Source organism: Kribbella sp. NPDC051952, from assembly GCF_040680855.1.
In the GTDB taxonomy this organism is placed as follows: domain Bacteria; phylum Actinomycetota; class Actinomycetes; order Propionibacteriales; family Kribbellaceae; genus Kribbella.
The window spans coordinates 184,492-202,139 of record NZ_JBFAXQ010000010.1 but is presented as its reverse complement, the minus strand read 5'-3'; the positions used below and the strand labels follow the sequence as shown (position 1 = coordinate 202,139).

Sequence of the window (17,648 nt, the reverse complement as noted above, 5' to 3'; positions counted from 1 at the left end):
GACCCCGATGACCCGCGACCGTCACCGAGCCTGGCGACTGCCGCTGACGAACCGCTGACGATTCGCTGACGACAACCCAGCCACCAACTCCAGCAGGACTACACCCTCTGATCGGCCGGGACGAACCCACCGGCCAGCATCGCTCTCCCGAGCACCGTCAACTCGTGCCGGACGGCCTGTCCCGCACGCCGGGTAGTGACCAGGCCCGCATCCCGCAGGATGGTCGCCTGCCGACTCGCTCCGGCTGCCGAGATCTGACAGCGTGCCGCCAGCTCTGTCGTCGTACAGCCGTCCGCAATCACCTCCAGCGCCGCCGCTCGCGTCGTACCGAGGAGTGCGGCCAGCGGTTGCGACCTGTGGTCGGCAGGCACCCGCCGGAGCAGTCCAGGCGCGTACTGGACCGGGTAGACGAGCACTGGCTGCAGATTCGGGTCCTGCAGCTTGGTGGGGGACTTCCAGCAGAACACGGACGGCTGCAGCCGCAGTCCACGCCCTTCGAGATGCAGATCGCGGTCCGCGAAGTTGGGGATCTCCAGTACCGGCGAGTTCCAGCGCACCGACGGATGCAGCCGGCCCAGGAGCGTCTCCACACCCGCACCGGTCAGATTGCCCACCTGCCGCTGGTGATCCGTCCGGACAAGAGACCTGATCGATTCCCAGTACGGCGCAACCGCAGACTCGTGGTAGACCCGCAGAGACCGCCCAAGCACGTGTACGGCGCCAGCCTGGCCGGCCGCCAGGTCACGCGTCCACGTGGTGCGAGGACGTCGTACGGCGAGCAGCTCGAGCTCCTCGTGCATCCGCTGGGACGGAGTGGACAGCACACTCTCCAGAGCCTCGTCGAACGTGGTGGCCTGCTCAGCCGGGGTGAGGAAGTCCGGCGAGTACCCGTGCGGCGGCGCCAGCTGCAGCAACCGCGTCGCCGGGCGGGGGAGCAGCTTGCGGGCGCGCTCACGCCAGCCGCCGTAGTGTGCGGCGCCGTCCCGGCCCTGCAGCTGGTGCAGGCTGAGCAGCACCTCCCACATCGGGTCCGGTTCCTCGGCCAGCGTCGTCCGCGCCAGGTCCTGCCCGGTGAAATGGATCCGCAACACCGTGGACTACCTCCTCAGGCTCCCCCGAGCAAAAGCCTGCCAGCCCCCACTTTCAAACACCTTTCATTCAGGTCGGCTGGTGGGAGGTGAAGCCGGCCGGCGTGCTGGGTCGACGGGCGGGGCGGTGCCAGTCGGCCCAGTCACGCGGCGGGGCAGGGTCTATGCCGAACTGCGGGCTGGAGCTTGTCTGGTGGTGCCGGATCCGTAGCCGGACAGCAGCCAGATGCCGAGTTGGGTGATCTCGTGCCGGACGGAGGCGCCGTCGCGGCGAGTGGTGATCAGGCCGGCCTCGCGCAGGACCGTCGCCTGGTGGCTGGCCGCGGCCGGGGAGATCTTGCAGCGCTTCGCCAGCTCCGTCGTCGTACATCCCGCGACGGCGGCCTCGAGCGCGGCGGCCCGGGTCGCGCCGAGCAACGAGCCCAGCGGATCACTCGACGCGGCCGAATCCATCGACGCCTGCCGCAGGATCCCCGGCGCGTGCTGGATCGGGTAGACCAGGATCGGCTTCAGCTCCGGATCACGCAGCTTGGTCGGCACCTGCCAGCAGAACGCCGACGGCTGCAACTCGATCCCGCGGCCGTCCAGATACAGGTCCCGGTCGTTCATGTCGAGCACCTGCAGAACGGGCGCCACCCACCGGACCCGCGGATGCAGCGACGAGAGCAGCCGGTCCACCCCGTGCCGGGCCAGGGCCTCACCGCGATGGGCGTGGTCGGCGGACACGTGCGTCCCGATCGACTTCCAGTACGGCGCGATCGCGGCGTCGTGGTACGTCCGGATCGCCCGGCCGAGCTTCTGCAGCGACGTCCGGTCGCCCTTGGCCAGCTCGCGCGTCCACGGCGACACCGGGCGGTACTTGCTGAGCAGGTCGAGCTGGTTGCGGATCTGCTGCCGCGGAGTCGACAGCGTCAGCTCCAGCGCGGTGTCGAAGTCCGGGCTGGACTCGGCCGGCGTGAGGAAGTCGGGGGAGTACCCCTTCGGCGGCGTCAGCTCCAGCAGCAACCGCATCTGGTCCGGAGCGACCGTGGTCCGGACGTGCCGGCGCCAGTCCTCGAAGATCAGCCGCCCGTCGGAGTGCTGCAACATGTGCAGACTCAGCAGCACCTCCCACAGCGGCGCGGGCGAGGTGGCCACCGTGACGCGGGCCAGGTCTCGTGGCGTGAAGTGGATACGAAGCACGGCGGGCCCTCTCGGACAACGATCACGACATCCCCCGATGCCGTCGGTAGCAGATTGTGGTGGGCTGCTGACCGAACGCGAGTACCCGATTCAACCAGGCCGTTCAAACGCGACACAACCGTTGGAAGGATCCAACCGCGGAGCAGTGGCGGCCATGGCAGAAGGTTGCCATCCGGCCAGATGCACGGTATTGGGATCAGAGCCAGTGGATCCGCTTGAACAGCCGGTAAAGCCCGGTGCACGCGAGCACCATCACGCCGAGGACGACGAAGTACGCGTACTTCAGCCGCAACTCCGGCATGTAGTCGAAGTTCATCCCGTAGATCCCGGCGATCATCGTGGGCACGGCAAGAATCGCCACCCAGGCCGAGATCCGCCGCATGTCCTCGTTCTCCGCCACCTGCACCTGGGCCAGCCCGGCCTGCAGGATCGAGCTGAGCAACTCGTCGAACGAGATGACCTGCTCCTTCACCCGCAACAGGTGGTCGTCCACGTCGCGGAAGTACTTCCTGGTCTCGTCCGCGATCAGCGGGTGCCGCAGCGTCGACAGTGCGCGCATCGGCCCGGTCAGGGGCGCCACTGCCCGCTTCAGCTCGAGCACCTCGCGCTTGAGCTGGTAGACCCGGTCGATGTTGCGCCACCCGCGCGGGGTGAACATCGCGGTCTCGATCAGGTCGATATCGGCCTGTACGGCGGCCGCGACCTCCAGGTACCGGTCCACCACATGGTCCGCGATCGCATGCAGTACGGCGCCTGGGCCGAGCGCCAGCCGCGCCGACTCGCGCTCGAGCTCCTGCCGGATGCCCGTGAGCTCACTGTGCTCACCGTGGCGGACCGTGACGACGAATCCCGGCCCGCAGAACACCATCACCTCACCGGTCTCCACGACCTCACTGGTGGCGGTCAGATCCCCGTGCGGGACGTACCGGACGGTCTTGAGTACGGCGAACAGCGTGTCGTCGTACCGCTCGAGCTTGGGGCGCTGGTGGGCCTCGTACGCGTCCTCCAGGGCCAGCTTGTGCAGACCGAACTCCGCACCGATGATCGCGAGCTGGTGATCGGTCGGCTGGAACAGCCCGATCCAGACGAACCCCTGGCCGCGCCGGGCCCGGCCCAGGGCCTCGGTGTAGGAATTGATCCGGTCGTCGCGGTGACCGTCGCGGTAGAAGCCCCAGTCGACCAGAGCACCGTCCAACTTGCCGCTGGCGACCAGGTCCGGCGGCACCGGGCCGTCACCGTCCGCACGCCGGGCGAAGACTCGTCCCATCCGGCGTGTCGCGCCCATGTCCCACCGTCGCCCGGCCATTACGGCGAGGCTATCAAGCGGCGTAACCAGGCGTCGGCAATGATGGGGGTGGAAGCACGTGGAGAGGAACGACGATGACCCCGCAAGGCATGCCCTCGATAGACCCCCGGCCGAGTGGCCTGACGATCGGGACGTACGACACCTATCGGGAGGCGCAGCGAGCTGTCGACTACCTCTCGGACGAGAAGTTCCCGGTGGAGCACACGACCATCGTCGGCAACAACCTCCGGCAGGTGGAGAAGATCACCGGACGGCTCACCTGGGGCCGTGCGCTCACCGCGGGCCTGGCCAGCGGTGCCTGGTTCGGGCTGTTCGTCGGCCTGCTGCTGGGCCTGTTCACGACCGGTAACTGGCTCGCTGCGCTGGTCACCGGTGTGGTGCTCGGTGCGTTCTTCGGACTGGTGTTCGGCGGCCTCAGCTACGCGCAGTCCGCCGGCCGGCGCGACTTCACCTCGCGGACCGCGGTGGTGGCGACGACGTACGACGTACTGTGCGACTTCAAGTTCGCCGAGGAGGCGCGCAACCACCTGGCCAAGCTCGCCCTCAAGGGCGAGGTGAACCCGCGGCTGCCCGAGCAGCCCGTTCAGCAGCCGGTCCAGCAGCAGTCGATGCAGCGGCCGACCGACTGAGTCCTACCGGCCGGCACCGGTGCGGAGGTGACCTATCTCTCCCACCGCTGAGAGCCAGACCACGGACCGTGGTGGTCCGGTTCCGGCAGCATGGGGAGTCCATCCGTGGAGAGGGAGCCGGCATGCAGTTCGGGCGCAGCTACGAGGAGTTCGAGGTCGGTGCGATCTACAAGCACTGGCCGGGCAAGACGGTGACCGAGTACGACGACCACCTGTTCTGCCTGCTCACGATGAACCACCACCCCCTGCACCTGGACAGCCACTACGCCGGGGAGACCACCCAGTTCGGCAAGAATGTTGTGGTGGGCAACTACATCTACTCGATCCTGCTCGGTATGTCCGTTCCGGACGTCAGCGGCAAGGCGATCGCGAACCTGGAGATCGAGTCACTGCGGCACGTCGCGCCGACCTTCCACGGCGACACCATCTACGGCGAGACGGTTGTCCTGGACAAATGGGAGTCCAAGTCCAAGGACGATCGCGGCGTCGTCTACGTGGAGACCAAGGGCTACAAACAGGACGGCACCGTCGTGTGCCTGTTCCGCCGCAAGGTGATGGTCCCCAAGAACAACTACCTCGAAGCCCGGGGTGGAGAACAGCCCGGCCGCCCCACCCCGGCCTCCTGAGGTCTAGGTCTAGAGGAACAGCTCGATTACCGGGACGAGGACGTTCGGCTTCTGGATCGGGAGTTTGAGGGTGAGTACGTCGGCCGCGACGCCACCCATCGTGGTGTTCTGGGCGGTCTGACCCGGGTCGTTCTCGATCCGCTTGATTTCGGACGCGTCGTTCAGCAGCTGGGCGTACTTGACCTTGCCGCCGAGTCCGGGCAGGTGCACGTGACCCATCGGCCAGGAGAACAGGTGCAGGTACAGCCGGTTGCCCTTCTGGGTGTAGCGGGCGTCCGGTGGTGGGGTGAGCTCGCTGGGCCGCGCACCGCGGACGGACCGCTCGTGCAGCCGCATCCATTCGCCGATCGAGGCCAGCGTGGCCAGGGCGCGCGGGTCGAACTCGCCACGGCCGGTCGGGCCGACGTTCAGCAGCAGGTTGCCGTCCTTGGAGACCGAGTCGACCAGCATCTTCACCAGCAGTTCCGGTGACTTCCAGTCCAGGTTGTCCCGGTCGTACCCCCAGCTGCCGTTGAGCGTCTGGCACGCCTCCCACAGCACGGGTACGCCGTCGCGCTGCATCGGACCGTCCGGCTGGTACTGCTCCGGCGTGACGAAGTCGCCCGGGATGTCCAGCCGGTCGTTGATCAGGATGTCCGGCTGCAGCTCCCGGACCATCGCCATCAGCTCGACCGACCGCCAGTCGTCCTTACCCTTGCCGTGCCCGTCCCGGCCGTCGTCGTACGAGCGTCCCGGGTAGGAGAAGTCGAACCACATGATGTCGATCGGGCCGTAGTTGGTCAGCAGCTCACGCGTCTGCGCGTGCAGATAGTCGGCGTACACCTTGATGTCGCGGCCGGCCGCCTTCGCGATCGCCTCCTCGTCGTCCCGCTGCGGGTGCACCAGGTCGATCGGGAACTCCGGGTGGTGCCAGTCGATCAGCGAGTGGTAGAACCCGACCCCGAGCCCCTCGGCCCGGCAGGCCTCGACGAACGGCCCGACCAGGTCCTTGCCCCATGCGGTCTTCGCGACCGTGTAGTCCGACACCTCGGAGTCCCACAGGCAGAAACCCTCGTGGTGCTTGGTCGTGAGTACGGCGTACTTCATCCCCGCCTCGCGCGCCGCCCTGGCCCACTTGGTCGGGTCGTACAGGTCGGGCTCGAAGTGGTCGAAGTACGGCTGGTAGTCCTCGTCGGTCAGCCGCTCGCGGTTCTTCACCCACTCGTGCCGGGCCGGCAGCGAGTACAGGCCCCAGTGGACGAACAGGCCGAACCGCCAGTCGCGGAACTTCTCGACAGAGTGCGCGGGAGGCGCGTCGGTCATAACAAGACTCCTTAAGGATTTAGCGGCCGCCGAGGCCGGTGACGAGCAGGCCGCGGACAAGGTGTTTCTGCAGCAGGACGACGAGCAGCACGGTCGGGATCATCGCCATCATCGAGGCCGCCATCATCAGGTTCCACTGCGTCCCCTGCTGGCCGACGAACTGCGCCAGCCCGAGCGGCACGGTGCCCTTGTCCTCGACGCTGTTGATGATGACCAGGGGCCACAGGAAGCTGCCCCAGAAGCTGATGAACGTGAAGACGGTCAGTACGGCGATGGCCGGCCGGGCCAGCGGCAGCATGATCTGCAGGAACGAGCGGATCGGTCCGCACCCGTCCACCCGGGCCGCTTCCTCCAGCTCGGCCGGGACGGTGAGGAAGAACTGCCGGAGCAGGAACGTGCCGAACGCGGTGAACGCCCAGGGCAGGATCAGCGCCCAGTAGCTGTCCACCCAGCCGAGCGACTGCATCAGCCAGTACATCGGCACGATCAGCACTTCCTGCGGCACCATCAAGGTGCCCAGGAACAGCACGAACAGTTGATCGCGGCCCCTGAATCGCAACCGGGCGAAGGCGTACGCCGACAGGCTCGAGGCAACCACCACGACCAGGGTCCCGGCGACCGCGACGAACAGGCTGTTCAGGAAGTACCGGTCGAACGGCGCGAACGTGAACGCGTCGGCGTAGTTCTTCCAGCGGATCTCGGAGCCGAACAGGTGCGGAGTGTCGGTGAACACCTCGTCCGCGGGCTTCAGCGACGTCGAGACGGCGTACACCAGAGGTCCGAGGAAGATGATCGCGACGACGACCAGCAGTACGTGCGAGACGCTGCTGCGGATCCGCCGTCTGGTGACCAGCGCGGATTCAGACGTCCCGTTAAACGTCATAGTGCACCCACCGCTTCTGGCCGATGAACTGGATCGCCGTGATGCCCATGATGATCACGAACAGCACCCAGCCTGCGGCCGACGCGAGTCCCATCGTGAGGAACTGCCAGCCCTGGTTGTAGACGTACATGACGATGGTCTGGGTGGAGACACCCGGACCGCCCTGGGTCAGGATGAACGGCTGCGCGAACACCTGGAACGAGGTGATCAGCGTCATCGTGGTGGCGAAGAAGATCGACGGCGTGATCATCGGCCAGGTGACGTAGCGGAACCGCTGCAGTGCACCGGCTCCGTCGATCTGGGCCGACTCCAGTTGCGATTGCGGCACTTGGTCGAGCGCGGCGGAGAAGACCAGGAAGTTGTAGCCGAAGCCCTGCCAGATCGACATCGCCACGATCGCCGGCATCGCCCAGTTGGAGTCGCCGAGGAAGTTCGGCGCGTTGATGCCGAACCAGCTCTGCAGGCCGCCGTCGATCAGTCCGCCCGGCTGGAACAGCAGCCGCCAGACCATCACGTTGGCCACCATCGGCGTCATCACCGGGATGAAGAACAGCACCCGGAACGCCTGCCGGCCCTTGATCTTCGGGCCCAGCCAGACCGCGAGCCCGAGCGAGACGATGACGTTCAGCGGGACGTAGAGCACCACGAACAGCACCGTGTTCAGAACGACGCGGCGGAACACCGGGTCGTGCAGCAGGTGCGAGTAGTTGTCCAGGCCGAGGAACTTGCGTTCGCCGAACACCGGCCAGTCGAACAGGCTGATCCCCAGCGCCATCGCGGTCGGGAAGAGCGTGAACAGGGCGAGCCCGGCCAGACTCGGGGCCAGGAAGACCCCGGCGTACCGGCCGTCCCGCCGCAGCGAGGGCCGCCGCCCCGCCCGGACCGCGCCCGAAGGCGGTCCAGGCGGAGCGACGGTGGTGGTATCCGTCGCCATCAGGATCCAGCGCCCGCCTGGTCCTGGATGGTCTTCAGCGCTTGGTCGGGACTGACCTCGCCGTTCAGCGCCTGCGTCCCGAACCGGTTGAGCAGGTCGGCGACCTGGACCCAGTTCTTCGAGGTGACCAACGGGATCGAGTTCTCGGAGGCGTAGTCGATCGTCTCCTTCGCACCGTCGATCTTCACGGCCGTGAACCAGGCCGGGTGGGCGACAGTACGAGCCGGGTACGCGCGGCCTGCGACGGCCAGCGTGGTCAGCGGCTTCTCACTCGTCATCGACATGATCGCCTGGAAGGCCGCGTCCGGGGTCTTGCAGGACCGGGAGATCCCGAAGCCCGAGCCGGCGGTATAGGTCTTCGAGCCGTCCGGACCCGCGGGGATCGGCGCGATCCCGAGGTTGAACTTGACCTTGCCCTTGGCATCGATCAGCGACCACGGACCGTTCAGCTGCATCGCGGCCTTGCCGGAGGTGAACTGCTGGGTCTCGAAGTCCGGGTTGCCACCCGGTACCTGCGGAGCGATCTTGTCGGTCTTGACGAAGCCGGCGTACTGGGTGAACCCGTCCACGAACTTCGGGTCGGTGAGATTGAGCTTGCCGTCGGCAAGCGGTTCCGCACCGGTCAGGGTCCGGACCCACGAGGCCACGCCGAGATCACCAGGCGATGTCACCAAACCGGTCTTGCCGGCAGCGGTGAGCTTCTTCGCGGCGGCCTTGAACTCGTCCATCGTCCAGCCGGGCTTCGGGTCGGCCACGCCGGCCGCCTTGAACATGTCCTTGTTGTAGAAGATCACCATCGGACCGGAGTCGTAGGGGATCGCGATCTGCTTCCCGTCCGCCTTCAAGCCGTCCATGATCGGCTTGTCGAAGTCCTCGGCCTTCAGGTTGTACTTCTTCATCAGGTCGTCCAGCGGGAGCAGAGCGTTCGCGTACGACGCCAGCCGCAGGCTCTGCATGCCCATGATGCAAGGGGCCTTGCCGCTGGCCAGCAGGGTGCCGACCTTCGCCCAGTAGTTGTCCCAGCTGGTGCCCTGGAGCTTCACGCTGATGCCGGCATGGTCGGTATGGGCCTGGTCGGCGACCTTCTGCCAGGCGGCCTGGTCCTCGGCGCCGGCGACCCAGAACGACCAGGTCAGATCGGCCTTGTCGGCCGAGCCGGAACTCCCGCTGCTGCCGTCGTTACCGCCCCCACAGGCGGCCACAGCCGTCAGAGCCAGCGCCGATATGGCGGCGGCGGCCCAGCGGCGTGCCCGCGCTGGTGATGCTTTCATCGCTGACCTCCAGGACAGGGGTTGTTTCCACGAGAGGGTTGTTTCCAAGAGAGCGTGTTATTCATCCGATCTATATGACGAACCCTTGACACGAGTCAACAGCTCATGTCCTTATTTCAGGGTAGAAAGTCGGGTTTCAGCGTGAAATTGTGTCCAGACATCGGATGTGTTGCGTGATGACATCGGATGTTTCCGGCGGACGAGGAGGGGTGCGTGCGGGTCACCGACGAAGCGATCGACCGGATCAAGCAGATGATCGTCAACGGCGAGCTGCGACCCGGTGATCGGCTGCCGCGTGAGCCCGACCTGGCCGCCCGCCTCGGCCTGTCCCGGAACTCCCTGCGCGAGGCGGTGAAGGCGCTCGCGCTGATCCGGGTGCTCGAGGTCCGGCAGGGCGACGGAACCTTCGTGACCAGCCTCGACCCGTCGCTGCTGATGGAGACGATGGGCTTCGTCCTGGACCTGCATCAGGACGCGTCGGTGCTGGAGTTCTTCGAGGTACGACGCATCCTCGAGCCGGCTGCGGCGGCTCGGGCCGCGCTCCGGATGGCCGACACGGAGATCGCTGCCCTGCGCAAACTGCTCGATGACCTCGGCCCGGAGCCGTCGGTCGAGGACCTACTGACCAGCGATGTGGAGTTCCATCGGCTGCTCGCGGTCGGCAGCGGCAATCGAGCCCTGGCCTCGATCATCGACAGCCTGCGGCAGCCGACCTACCGAGCCCGGATCTGGCGGGGCCTGACCCAGGACGACGCGGTGGCCCGGACGTTGTCCGAGCACCGCGCCATCCTCGACGCCATCGAGGGCCGCGATCCCGAGGTGGCCAGATCGTGGGCCACCGTCCACATCGCCGGCGTCGAACACTGGATCCAGGACGCGGTCAACCTCGATGAGGAGCGACCTCCACGAGAACTGCGGAAGGCATCGGGAGGGTCAGTTCGACCACTTCGTCGCGCAACTCCAGCGGAGTACTGACCATCCGGCTGCGCGCCGCCAGCTCCGCGAGCTCGTCGTCGGTCGGCCAGTCACCGAGACCGGCCGCAGCTGTCGCAACGTCGCCCACGCCGATCGCTAGCGTGGTGGCCGTTGCCTGCCAGGACGGATCCACGCCGGGCAGCTGCACGTGGACCGTCCTGGACAGTTCGGGCGCACCCTCGGCCTTCGTCTGGTCGAGCGTGAGATTCCACAGCAGTACGGCGATCCGGTCGCGATCCCGTGATGCCCAGGCCTCGACCAGGCTGCCGCCGCCGTCACCGCTCACGCTCACCGGCAGCTCGACCGGGCCGAGCCGGCTCAGCAGACTCATCGCGTGGAAGCGCGGTTTCGCCAACCCACCAACGGTTTGCAGCCCGAAGCCACCATGCAGGAGCTTCGGCGGTCGGCCCAGCTCCTCGAAGTGGTCCGATGCGACCCAGTAGGCGAGCGCCTCGACCCGCCCGGCCGCCGACCGCATCCCGCGGAGCAGGAACACCCCGGAGAACACCGAGTCGTTGATCGGGTTGAAGTGCCGCGGCGTCACACCCCATTCGGTCCACAGGATCCGCGCATCGCTGAACCCGTGCCGGTCGAGCGACGCCTGGACGTCGAGCGGCGGCGAACCGTAGGTGTGCGTCGACACGAAGTCCACCGGCGTGCCATACCGTTGGGCATGGACCAGGAGATCGTCGACCCACCCGGCCGCGGCTGACGACGGCCCGCCCACCTGGAGGCGGGGATCGACCGACTTTACGGCGGCCGCGGTCACGTCGTACAGCTGCAGCCATTCGGCCTTGGTGCCGGACCAGAAGACCTCGAGGTTGGCTTCGTTCCAGACCTCGAAGTCCCAGGTCAGCACCTCGTCGAGGGTGTAGCGGTCGACCAGGTGCTGGACCAGAGCGCGGACCAGGTCGTGCCAGGCGTCGTACGACGTGGGCGGCGAGATGATCGCGCCGTACTCGAAGACGGTCTTCGTCGGGTCGCTCGCCAGTTCGCGTGGCATGAAACCGAGTTCGACCACCGGTCGGAGCCCGATCCCGAGCAGCTTGTCGTAGATCGCGTCCACGACCGAGAAGTCGTACCCGGACGGACCGAACACGTGCGTGTCGTCGTGGAAGATCGCATGCGCCCGGACGGTGCGGACCCCGATCTCGTCATGCATCCGCCGGAGGGCCTGCTCGAGCTCGACGCCGATCTCGTGACCGCCGGTGCGATCCGTGCAGAGCAGCTGACTGAGTCGCTCGCTGCCGACCATCGGCACCCACGGACGCAGCAACTCGGTGCCCTCGGCAACCGTATCGACGTTCACCTCGACCACGGGTACCGCGCCGTCGGCAACCAACGGAACGGCCCCGATGGTGTGACTCGGCCGCCCGCTCACGGTCACCTCGGGCACACTCGCAACGGCATAGCGGTACGGCGTACCCGGGGTGATCGTGGTGTCGACGTACGGCGGACCTGGGACCGAGAGGACGTCGGCACTGTGGTGATCGACCGGCTCGAGCGGTCCGCGATCACCGGTACCCCGCAGGATCAGGTACCCCGCGGCGCCCTCCACCGGTGACCAGTCGATCGTGACCTGGCCGATCCCGCCGACCGCGGTGATCTCCTTGGGTGGATCGAGTTCCGGGAAGGCGAACTCGCGCTCCTCGTCGCTGCGAAGCGCGATCCGCTCGTCCCAGTCCGTCTGTGCCGATTTCTGGGCGTCCTGCTGCATCAGAAGATCTCCCGTTATTCGAGGCCGGATTCGAACTTCTCCATCGCGATCAGCGGCCGGATCCGGCGCTCGACCGTCCGGCTGGCGAAGCTGCGCCGGATCAGGTCGTTGCCGAAGACGTTGCCGATGGCACCGAGCACCATGGCTTGGTCGAGGGCCAGGTAGCGCTTGGCGATCAGGCCGGACTTCACCGCGACCGAGTCGTAGAACCCACCGCCGCCGTACGCGTGCAGGTTCGTCTCGATGCGGCGGAGGTTGTCGATCGCCTGCCGCGGTGCGTAGGACATCGCCAGGAACGCGGCGTGCGGGGTGACCACGCCGTCGCCGTACGTCGGGTTCGGGTTGGTGCCCTCGCGGCAGCCCTCGAAGCCGGCGTCGAAGTTCGTCGCCTCCAGGTCGGACGGGTAGCCGCCCGGGTCCATCCCGATCGCCTCGACGCCGTAGACGGAGTACCCGCCCTTGGGGTTGGAGGCGGGGGAGAAGCCCCAGTAGCCGTACTTGGCGTCGTCCAGGCCGTGCTCGATGTGCGCGCGGACGGTGAGCGGGTGGTTGATACCCCAGCTGCGCGGGGCCCAGGTCGACTCGGGGACGAACAGGTCGGGCATCAGGGACTCGAACATGTCGCCGCCCCAGGACGGGACGAGTCGCATGCCGCGGTAGGAGTAGGTGCCTTCGAAGACGTCGAGGCCGAGGTACGTGCGGTGCACGCCCTTGGGCTTCTGCTCGACCCAGGACCAGTCGCAGCTGTCCGGGAAAGTGCGGTAGGTGGCGAAGTACTGCGTGTGCGGGACCTGGCCGAGGGCGAAACCGACGTACCCGGCGATGCGGGCCTCGGTGTTGCAGGTGTCGTAGTGGAACTTGCGGTAGTACACGTCCGGGCCGGTGCCGGCGTGGTTGCCCTTGTCTGTCTCTTCGTCCGGTGGTGGGGTCTCGAAGAAGCCGCCGCGCATCAGACCACCGGGGCGAGCCGCGGGGTTGTAGTAGTAGGCGAAGTTCATCTTGTTCAGCAGGGAGTCCGCGAGGGCGCGGGCCCGTGGCTCGGCGTTGCGGACCACCATCAGCGCGCAGGCGAACCAGCCGTTGTCGACACTCGACACGAACGGCGTGATCGCCTTCGTGCCGTCGGGATCGACGTACAGGACCTCGCCGGTGGATTCGTCGTACCAGTTGAAGAACATGCCGCTCGGCTCGTGGTGTACGGCGTTCTTCATCGTGGTGAGCGTCTGCGTGATCCGGCGCAGCGACTCGTGCGGCGAGATGATGCCGAGGTGGCGGGCGACGACCGTACTCCACAGGTAGCCGCCGATGTTGGTGGGTGACGTGTACTTGCTCCGGACCGGGTTGGTGACGGAATCGCCGATGTTGTCGGCGGGCAGCCCGGTCTTCTCGTCGGTCATCGCGACCATGCTGCGCCAGGTGTCGCGAGCCCAGCGGCCGACCAGGGCCTTGTCGTCGCGGCTGGGCTTCCAGCCGCCCTTGAGGAGCTCGGCCGGTGACGGCGTGCCACCGAAGGCGGGTGTGGCGGTTCCGACCAGCGCCGCGGCGCTGGTGGCGGCCAAGAGGGTGCGGCGACTGATGTTGGCGGTCATCGTGTCTCCAGTTATTTGAGGCCAGTGATGGCTATGCCCTTGGTGACGTGGCGCTGGAAGGCCAGGAACATCACCAGCACCGGTACGACGACCACGACCGCGCCGGCCATCAACAGGCCGAAGTTCTGCGCGTTCTGTCCGGTCGAGTACAGCGCCAGGGCGACGGGAAGGGTGTACTTGTCCTCGGTCTGGGCGATCACCAGCGGCCAGAGGAAGTTGTTCCACGAGCCGAGGAAGGTGAGGATGCCGAGGGTTGCGAGCGCGGGCCGGGTCAGCGGCAGCATGATCCGGGCGAAGATGCCCAGCTCACTGGTGCCGTCCACGCGACCGGCGTCCATCAGGTCGTCCGGTAGGCCGAGGAAGAACTGCCGCATCAGGAACACGCCGAACGGCGAGACCAGGAACGGCAGGATCAGGCCGGGGTAGCTGTTGGCCAGCCCGGCGTTGGTGACGAGCACGAACAGCGGTACGAACGTGACCATGCCCGGGATCATCAGCGTGGCCAGGACCAGCACGAAGAGCACGTTGCGGCCCTGGAACCGCAGCTTGGCCAGGGCGTAGCCGATCATCGAGCAGAAGGCCAGGTTCCCGGCCGTCACGATCAGCGCGACGATCGTCGAGTTGAGGAAGTAGCGCGGGAAGCTCGCCTTGCTGAACAGGTCGCCGTAGTTCTGCGTGGTCGGTTGGTCCGGCCACCAGGTCGGCGGGACGCGGAGCAGTTCGCCCTGCGTCTTGAAGCTGCCGAGCAGCATCCAGAGGAACGGCGCGGCCACGGCCACCAGGCCGAGTACCGCGATCAGGTAGATCCACCAGGTACGGCGCATCACTTCTCCCTCAGCAGCCGGAACTGGATGAATGTGATGACCGCGATGACGACGAACAGGATGTACGCCATCGACGTGGCCAGGCCGTAGTTGCCGAAGCCGAACTGCTGGTACGTGTACATCGACACCGAGATCGTGCTGTTCAGCGGACCACCCTGCGTCATCACGAACGGCTCCTCGAAGAACTGCAGGTAGCCGATACCGGTGGTGACGCTGGTGAACAGGACCGTCGGCCGCAGCAACGGCAGGATCAGGTGCCTGAATCGTTGCCAGGGGCCCGCACCGTCGATCTGACCGGCCTCCTCGACCGACTGCGGGATGCCCTGCAGTCCGGCCAGGAAGATGATCATCGCGGAGCCGAAGTTCCGCCAGACCGCCATCGCGATCAGTGACGGCATCGCCCACGTCTTCGACGCCAGCCAGTTGGGCCCGTCGATCCCGACCCAGCCGAGCACGGTGTTCAGCAGGCCGGCGTCCGGGGACAGCACGAACCGCCAGATCACCGCGATCGCGACGATCGACGTCACCACGGGGAGGTAGTACCCGACCTTGAAGAGCGCCTGGAACCGCTTGACGCCACGATCGAGCAACACCGCGGCACCCAACGCGACCACCAGGGTGAGCGGTACGCCGATGACCACGAAGTACGCCGTGTTGAACGCGGCCTTGCGGAACGTCTCGTCCGACAACGCCTTCACGTAGTTGTCGAACCCGACCCCGTTGACCGCGAACGGCGTCCGTAGATCCCGTTGCCGCATGTCGGTGAAGCTCATCCCCAACGACCCGAGCACCGGCCCGGCCGTGAACGCGAGGAAGAGCAGAGCGAAAGGAAGGATGAGGACCCATGCCGCGACGGTTTCCCGGGTGATCCTCCGGCGCGGGCGCCCGGGCGGCGGCGTACGTCGTACCGCCCGAGCGCTCGTCTCGGTGAGGGTGGACATGGGGATCAGCTACCGCCCATGCCTATCTGGGTGGCCTTGGTCTGAGCGGCCTTGGCGGTGTCGGCGGGGGACTGGCCGGCCTTGACCATCTTCTCGATCTCGAGGTCGAACGCGTTCGCGACCTGCTCCCAATTGACCACCGCGGGCGGTGCCTTCGCGTCCTCGAGCTGCTGACCGAAGACCGGCAGCAGCGGGTCGGAGGCGATGCTCGGGTCCTGCCACGCGCTCTTCACCGCGGGTAGGTCGGACGACATCTTGAACCACGACGCCTGCGTCTTGGCATCCGACAGGAACTTGACCAGCTTCCAGGCGCTGTCCTTGTTCTTCGAGTTCTTGAACACCACGAAGTTCGACCCACCGACGAACGACGTCGAGGTCTTCGCCTTCGGGATCCGGAAGACGCCGATGTTCGGCTTGATCGCGTCACCACCGAGTTTCGCGATCGACCCGGCCATCCACGGACCGGAGATGAACATCGGTACCTGGCCGCTGACGAACTGCGCCTCGGTCTGGTTCGGCGGCAGATCGGCGCCGGCCAGCTTGTCGGTGAAGAAGCTCTGGTAGTACTTCAGCCCCTCCTGCATCTCCGGCGTGTCGAAGGTGAACTCCTTCTGGTCGTCGGAGGTCAGGTTCGCCCCGGCGGACCAGGAGAACGGCATCACGGTCTGCCAGGAGCCCGTGCCGCCCGGCTGCAGGTTGATCCCGTACTTGGCGCCGGCCTTCTCCTTCATCGCCTTCGCCATCGCCTTCAGGCCGTCCCAGTCGGTCGGCGGCGTGGTGATCCCGGCCTTCGCGGCCAGGTCCTTGCGGTAGAACACCAACCGGGTCTCGACGTACCAGGGCACGCCGTACTGGGTGCCGCCGACCTTCGTGGTGTCGAGCGCGCCCGGGTAGAAGCCGGCGTTGTCGAAGCCCTGCGGGGTCGGGTCGAGCGCGCCGAGGTCGGCGAACTCACCCATCCACGTCGTACCGACCATCGCGGCGTCCGGCAGCGTCTGCGCGGTGATCGCGGTGGTGAACTTGCTGTGCGCCGCGTCCCAGGGCACCGGCGTGACGCTCACCTTCACGCCCGGGTTGGCCTGCTGGAACTGCTGCATGAGCTTGGGAAGGTTCTCGCCTTCGGCGCCCATCGCCCAGACCGTCAGGTTGCCGGTGGCCGGCCCTTCGCTGACCGTCGTGGTGGCTTGCGCGCCGGTCTCGCCGGAGTCGCTCGACCGTCCGCAGCCGGCCAAGGCCAGTGCTCCGGCAGTCAACACAGCGCTGCCGATCACCAGCCGGCGGCGGATGCTGTGGGTGAACATTCGTTGTCTCCTTACTCGGTTACCTCTGCAGCCCCGTTCGTGCCGCAGCTGACCCGCAGCACGAGTTGTGTCGCCAGTACGTCGTTCCGTGCGCGGGATCGCTCACCCGTCACACGCTCATGCAGGCGCTGTGCCGCCAACCGCCCCAGCTCGGCCATCGGCTGCCGCACCGTCGTAAGTCCGGGCGACACGTACCGTGCCGCCATCACGTCATCCCACCCCGTCACGACAACCTCGCCCGGTACATCGATACCCCTACCTTTGAACGCGGTAAGCATCGCCAGCGCGAGCTCGTCGTTGGCGCACAGCAAACCGTCGGGTCTGCCGGTGGTTGCCTGGAGCACCTTTTCGGCGACCTCCACACCTGCTTCTTCGGTGAGGGGGACCCGTTGGGGCTTGGGTACCTGGAGTCCGCGGCGCTCGTGTGCTTTGGCGAATCCGGCGTACCGCTCGGAGACGTCGTACGAACTGGCGGGGTCACCGACGAAGAGCAGGTTGGTGCGGCTATGGTCGAGCAGTCGCGTGGTGAGCTGCTCGGCGCTGGCCGCGCTCTCACTGCGGATGGAATCGCAACCACTGACCGGCGGATGCGCAATCAGCACTACTGGCACGCCGGCCTTCCGCAATCCCTGCACGGTCGACAGATCCAAAGAGTTGCCGTGGACAACTATCCCGTCGACCCGTCCGGCCAGGTCGCGGACGGTACGCCGAGGATCCGGGTTCCCATGGGTGACGGTGATGACGACGCTCTGACCGTGTTCGCCGGCCCAGCGTTCGTATCCCATCAGCAGGTCGCCGTAGAACGGGCCGGCCAGGTCGGGCAGTACGAGCCCATGCGCCTCATGCCGTTGTACCGCCAGGCTGCGGGCGGCGCGTAGCGGTACGTAGTTGAGCTCCTGCGCCGCCTGGTCGACCCGGGCCCGGGCGTTCGCCGATACCGGTCCAGTCCCTTGCAGGACACGCGAAACCGTCGCGATCGACAGTTTCGCCCGGGCCGCGACGTCGTAGATCGTCGCCGGCCGGCCGGTGGTCCCGGATGCCACGTGGGTGCTCCTCGACTGAAAGTGGAAGCGCTTACAG

16 protein-coding genes are annotated in these 17,648 nt (G+C 67.0%); 3 read left to right on the top strand and 13 right to left on the bottom strand.

The features are described 5' to 3' along the window. Positions 1 to 98: 98 nt before the first annotated feature. The 3 genes from AB0L70_RS20525 to AB0L70_RS20515 all read right to left on the bottom strand — a co-directional run bounded on the left by AB0L70_RS20525 (position 99) and on the right by AB0L70_RS20515 (position 3,576). On the bottom strand, positions 99 to 1,091 hold the full coding sequence (locus tag AB0L70_RS20525; RefSeq protein ID WP_363686284.1) for a winged helix-turn-helix domain-containing protein: 993 nt from the start codon (positions 1,089 to 1,091) through the stop codon (positions 99 to 101). A gap of 159 nt (positions 1,092 to 1,250) precedes the next feature. Continuing rightward, a complete protein-coding gene (locus AB0L70_RS20520) occupies positions 1,251 to 2,270 on the bottom strand; it encodes a helix-turn-helix domain-containing protein (protein WP_363686282.1) in 1,020 nt (339 codons plus the stop codon). 196 nt (positions 2,271 to 2,466) lie between these two features. Further along, the gene (locus tag AB0L70_RS20515) at positions 2,467 to 3,576 is read right to left on the bottom strand and encodes a magnesium and cobalt transport protein CorA (RefSeq protein WP_363686280.1); all 1,110 of its coding nucleotides are present in this window, start codon (positions 3,574 to 3,576) and stop codon (positions 2,467 to 2,469) included. Between the two features lie 74 nt (positions 3,577 to 3,650). Here AB0L70_RS20515 and AB0L70_RS20510 point away from each other — a divergent pair, with 74 nt between their 5' ends. Beyond that, positions 3,651 to 4,205, top strand: a complete 555-nt coding sequence (locus AB0L70_RS20510) for a general stress protein (protein ID WP_363686278.1) — start codon at positions 3,651 to 3,653, stop codon at positions 4,203 to 4,205. 122 nt (positions 4,206 to 4,327) lie between these two features. Then, positions 4,328 to 4,831 carry a MaoC family dehydratase gene (locus AB0L70_RS20505; RefSeq protein ID WP_363686276.1) on the top strand — a complete coding sequence of 168 codons (504 nt, stop codon included), beginning with the start codon at positions 4,328 to 4,330 and terminating at the stop codon, positions 4,829 to 4,831. A gap of 9 nt (positions 4,832 to 4,840) precedes the next feature. Here AB0L70_RS20505 and AB0L70_RS20500 read toward each other — a convergent pair whose 3' ends face one another. Genes AB0L70_RS20500 through AB0L70_RS20485 form a run of 4 tightly spaced genes read right to left on the bottom strand, consistent with a single transcriptional unit; the run spans position 4,841 to position 9,221 of the window. After that, the gene (locus tag AB0L70_RS20500) at positions 4,841 to 6,133 is read right to left on the bottom strand and encodes an alpha-L-fucosidase (protein ID WP_363686274.1); all 1,293 of its coding nucleotides are present in this window, start codon (positions 6,131 to 6,133) and stop codon (positions 4,841 to 4,843) included. A gap of 19 nt (positions 6,134 to 6,152) precedes the next feature. After that, complete coding sequence (locus tag AB0L70_RS20495; RefSeq protein WP_363686272.1) at positions 6,153 to 7,016, bottom strand: carbohydrate ABC transporter permease; 864 nt, start codon at positions 7,014 to 7,016, stop codon at positions 6,153 to 6,155. Further along, a complete protein-coding gene (locus tag AB0L70_RS20490) occupies positions 7,006 to 7,950 on the bottom strand; it encodes a sugar ABC transporter permease (RefSeq protein WP_363686270.1) in 945 nt (314 codons plus the stop codon). The genes AB0L70_RS20495 and AB0L70_RS20490 overlap by 11 nt, the downstream gene beginning before the upstream one ends. Further along, positions 7,950 to 9,221 carry a sugar ABC transporter substrate-binding protein gene (locus AB0L70_RS20485; protein WP_363686268.1) on the bottom strand — a complete coding sequence of 424 codons (1,272 nt, stop codon included), beginning with the start codon at positions 9,219 to 9,221 and terminating at the stop codon, positions 7,950 to 7,952. Before AB0L70_RS20485 ends, AB0L70_RS20490 begins: the two co-directional genes overlap by 1 nt. A gap of 213 nt (positions 9,222 to 9,434) precedes the next feature. On the opposite strand from AB0L70_RS20485, the gene AB0L70_RS20480 reads away from it, so the two are divergent. Next, positions 9,435 to 10,196, top strand: coding sequence for a FadR/GntR family transcriptional regulator (locus AB0L70_RS20480; RefSeq protein WP_363686266.1), 762 nt, complete (start codon positions 9,435 to 9,437; stop codon positions 10,194 to 10,196). Here AB0L70_RS20480 and AB0L70_RS20475 read toward each other — a convergent pair. Genes AB0L70_RS20475 through AB0L70_RS20450 form a run of 6 tightly spaced genes read right to left on the bottom strand, consistent with a single transcriptional unit; the run spans position 10,102 to position 17,611 of the window. Beyond that, positions 10,102 to 11,913 (bottom strand): xylan 1,4-beta-xylosidase, encoded by a 1,812-nt coding sequence (locus AB0L70_RS20475; protein ID WP_363686264.1) that lies wholly within the window; start codon positions 11,911 to 11,913, stop codon positions 10,102 to 10,104. The two genes, AB0L70_RS20480 and AB0L70_RS20475, sit on opposite strands and share 95 nt — an antisense overlap. Positions 11,914 to 11,927: 14 nt before the next feature. Continuing rightward, positions 11,928 to 13,502, bottom strand: a complete 1,575-nt coding sequence (locus AB0L70_RS20470) for a glucoamylase family protein (protein ID WP_363686262.1) — start codon at positions 13,500 to 13,502, stop codon at positions 11,928 to 11,930. Positions 13,503 to 13,513: 11 nt separating this feature from the next. Then, a complete protein-coding gene (locus AB0L70_RS20465; RefSeq protein ID WP_363686260.1) occupies positions 13,514 to 14,326 on the bottom strand; it encodes a carbohydrate ABC transporter permease in 813 nt (270 codons plus the stop codon). Beyond that, entirely contained in the window at positions 14,326 to 15,267 is a 942-nt protein-coding gene (locus AB0L70_RS20460) for a sugar ABC transporter permease (protein ID WP_363686258.1), read from the bottom strand. Before AB0L70_RS20460 ends, AB0L70_RS20465 begins: the two co-directional genes overlap by 1 nt. 5 nt (positions 15,268 to 15,272) lie before the next feature. Continuing rightward, the gene (locus tag AB0L70_RS20455) at positions 15,273 to 16,568 is read right to left on the bottom strand and encodes a sugar ABC transporter substrate-binding protein (RefSeq protein WP_363686256.1); all 1,296 of its coding nucleotides are present in this window, start codon (positions 16,566 to 16,568) and stop codon (positions 15,273 to 15,275) included. Between the two features lie 11 nt (positions 16,569 to 16,579). After that, positions 16,580 to 17,611 (bottom strand): LacI family DNA-binding transcriptional regulator, encoded by a 1,032-nt coding sequence (locus tag AB0L70_RS20450; protein ID WP_363686254.1) that lies wholly within the window; start codon positions 17,609 to 17,611, stop codon positions 16,580 to 16,582. Between the last annotated feature and the right edge of the window lie 37 nt (positions 17,612 to 17,648).

Coding starts and splice junctions, on each gene's coding strand:
- AB0L70_RS20495 (WP_363686272.1), bottom strand. CDS start 7,016: ATGACGTTTAACGGGACGTCTGAATCCGCGCTGGTCACCAGACGGCGG.
- AB0L70_RS20455 (WP_363686256.1), bottom strand. CDS start 16,568: ATGTTCACCCACAGCATCCGCCGCCGGCTGGTGATCGGCAGCGCTGTG.
- AB0L70_RS20465 (WP_363686260.1), bottom strand. CDS start 14,326: ATGCGCCGTACCTGGTGGATCTACCTGATCGCGGTACTCGGCCTGGTG.
- AB0L70_RS20475 (WP_363686264.1), bottom strand. CDS start 11,913: ATGCAGCAGGACGCCCAGAAATCGGCACAGACGGACTGGGACGAGCGG.
- AB0L70_RS20460 (WP_363686258.1), bottom strand. CDS start 15,267: ATGTCCACCCTCACCGAGACGAGCGCTCGGGCGGTACGACGTACGCCG.
- AB0L70_RS20505 (WP_363686276.1), top strand. CDS start 4,328: ATGCAGTTCGGGCGCAGCTACGAGGAGTTCGAGGTCGGTGCGATCTAC.
- AB0L70_RS20510 (WP_363686278.1), top strand. CDS start 3,651: ATGACCCCGCAAGGCATGCCCTCGATAGACCCCCGGCCGAGTGGCCTG.
- AB0L70_RS20485 (WP_363686268.1), bottom strand. CDS start 9,221: ATGAAAGCATCACCAGCGCGGGCACGCCGCTGGGCCGCCGCCGCCATA.
- AB0L70_RS20500 (WP_363686274.1), bottom strand. CDS start 6,133: ATGACCGACGCGCCTCCCGCGCACTCTGTCGAGAAGTTCCGCGACTGG.
- AB0L70_RS20470 (WP_363686262.1), bottom strand. CDS start 13,502: ATGACCGCCAACATCAGTCGCCGCACCCTCTTGGCCGCCACCAGCGCC.
- AB0L70_RS20490 (WP_363686270.1), bottom strand. CDS start 7,950: ATGGCGACGGATACCACCACCGTCGCTCCGCCTGGACCGCCTTCGGGC.
- AB0L70_RS20515 (WP_363686280.1), bottom strand. CDS start 3,576: ATGGCCGGGCGACGGTGGGACATGGGCGCGACACGCCGGATGGGACGA.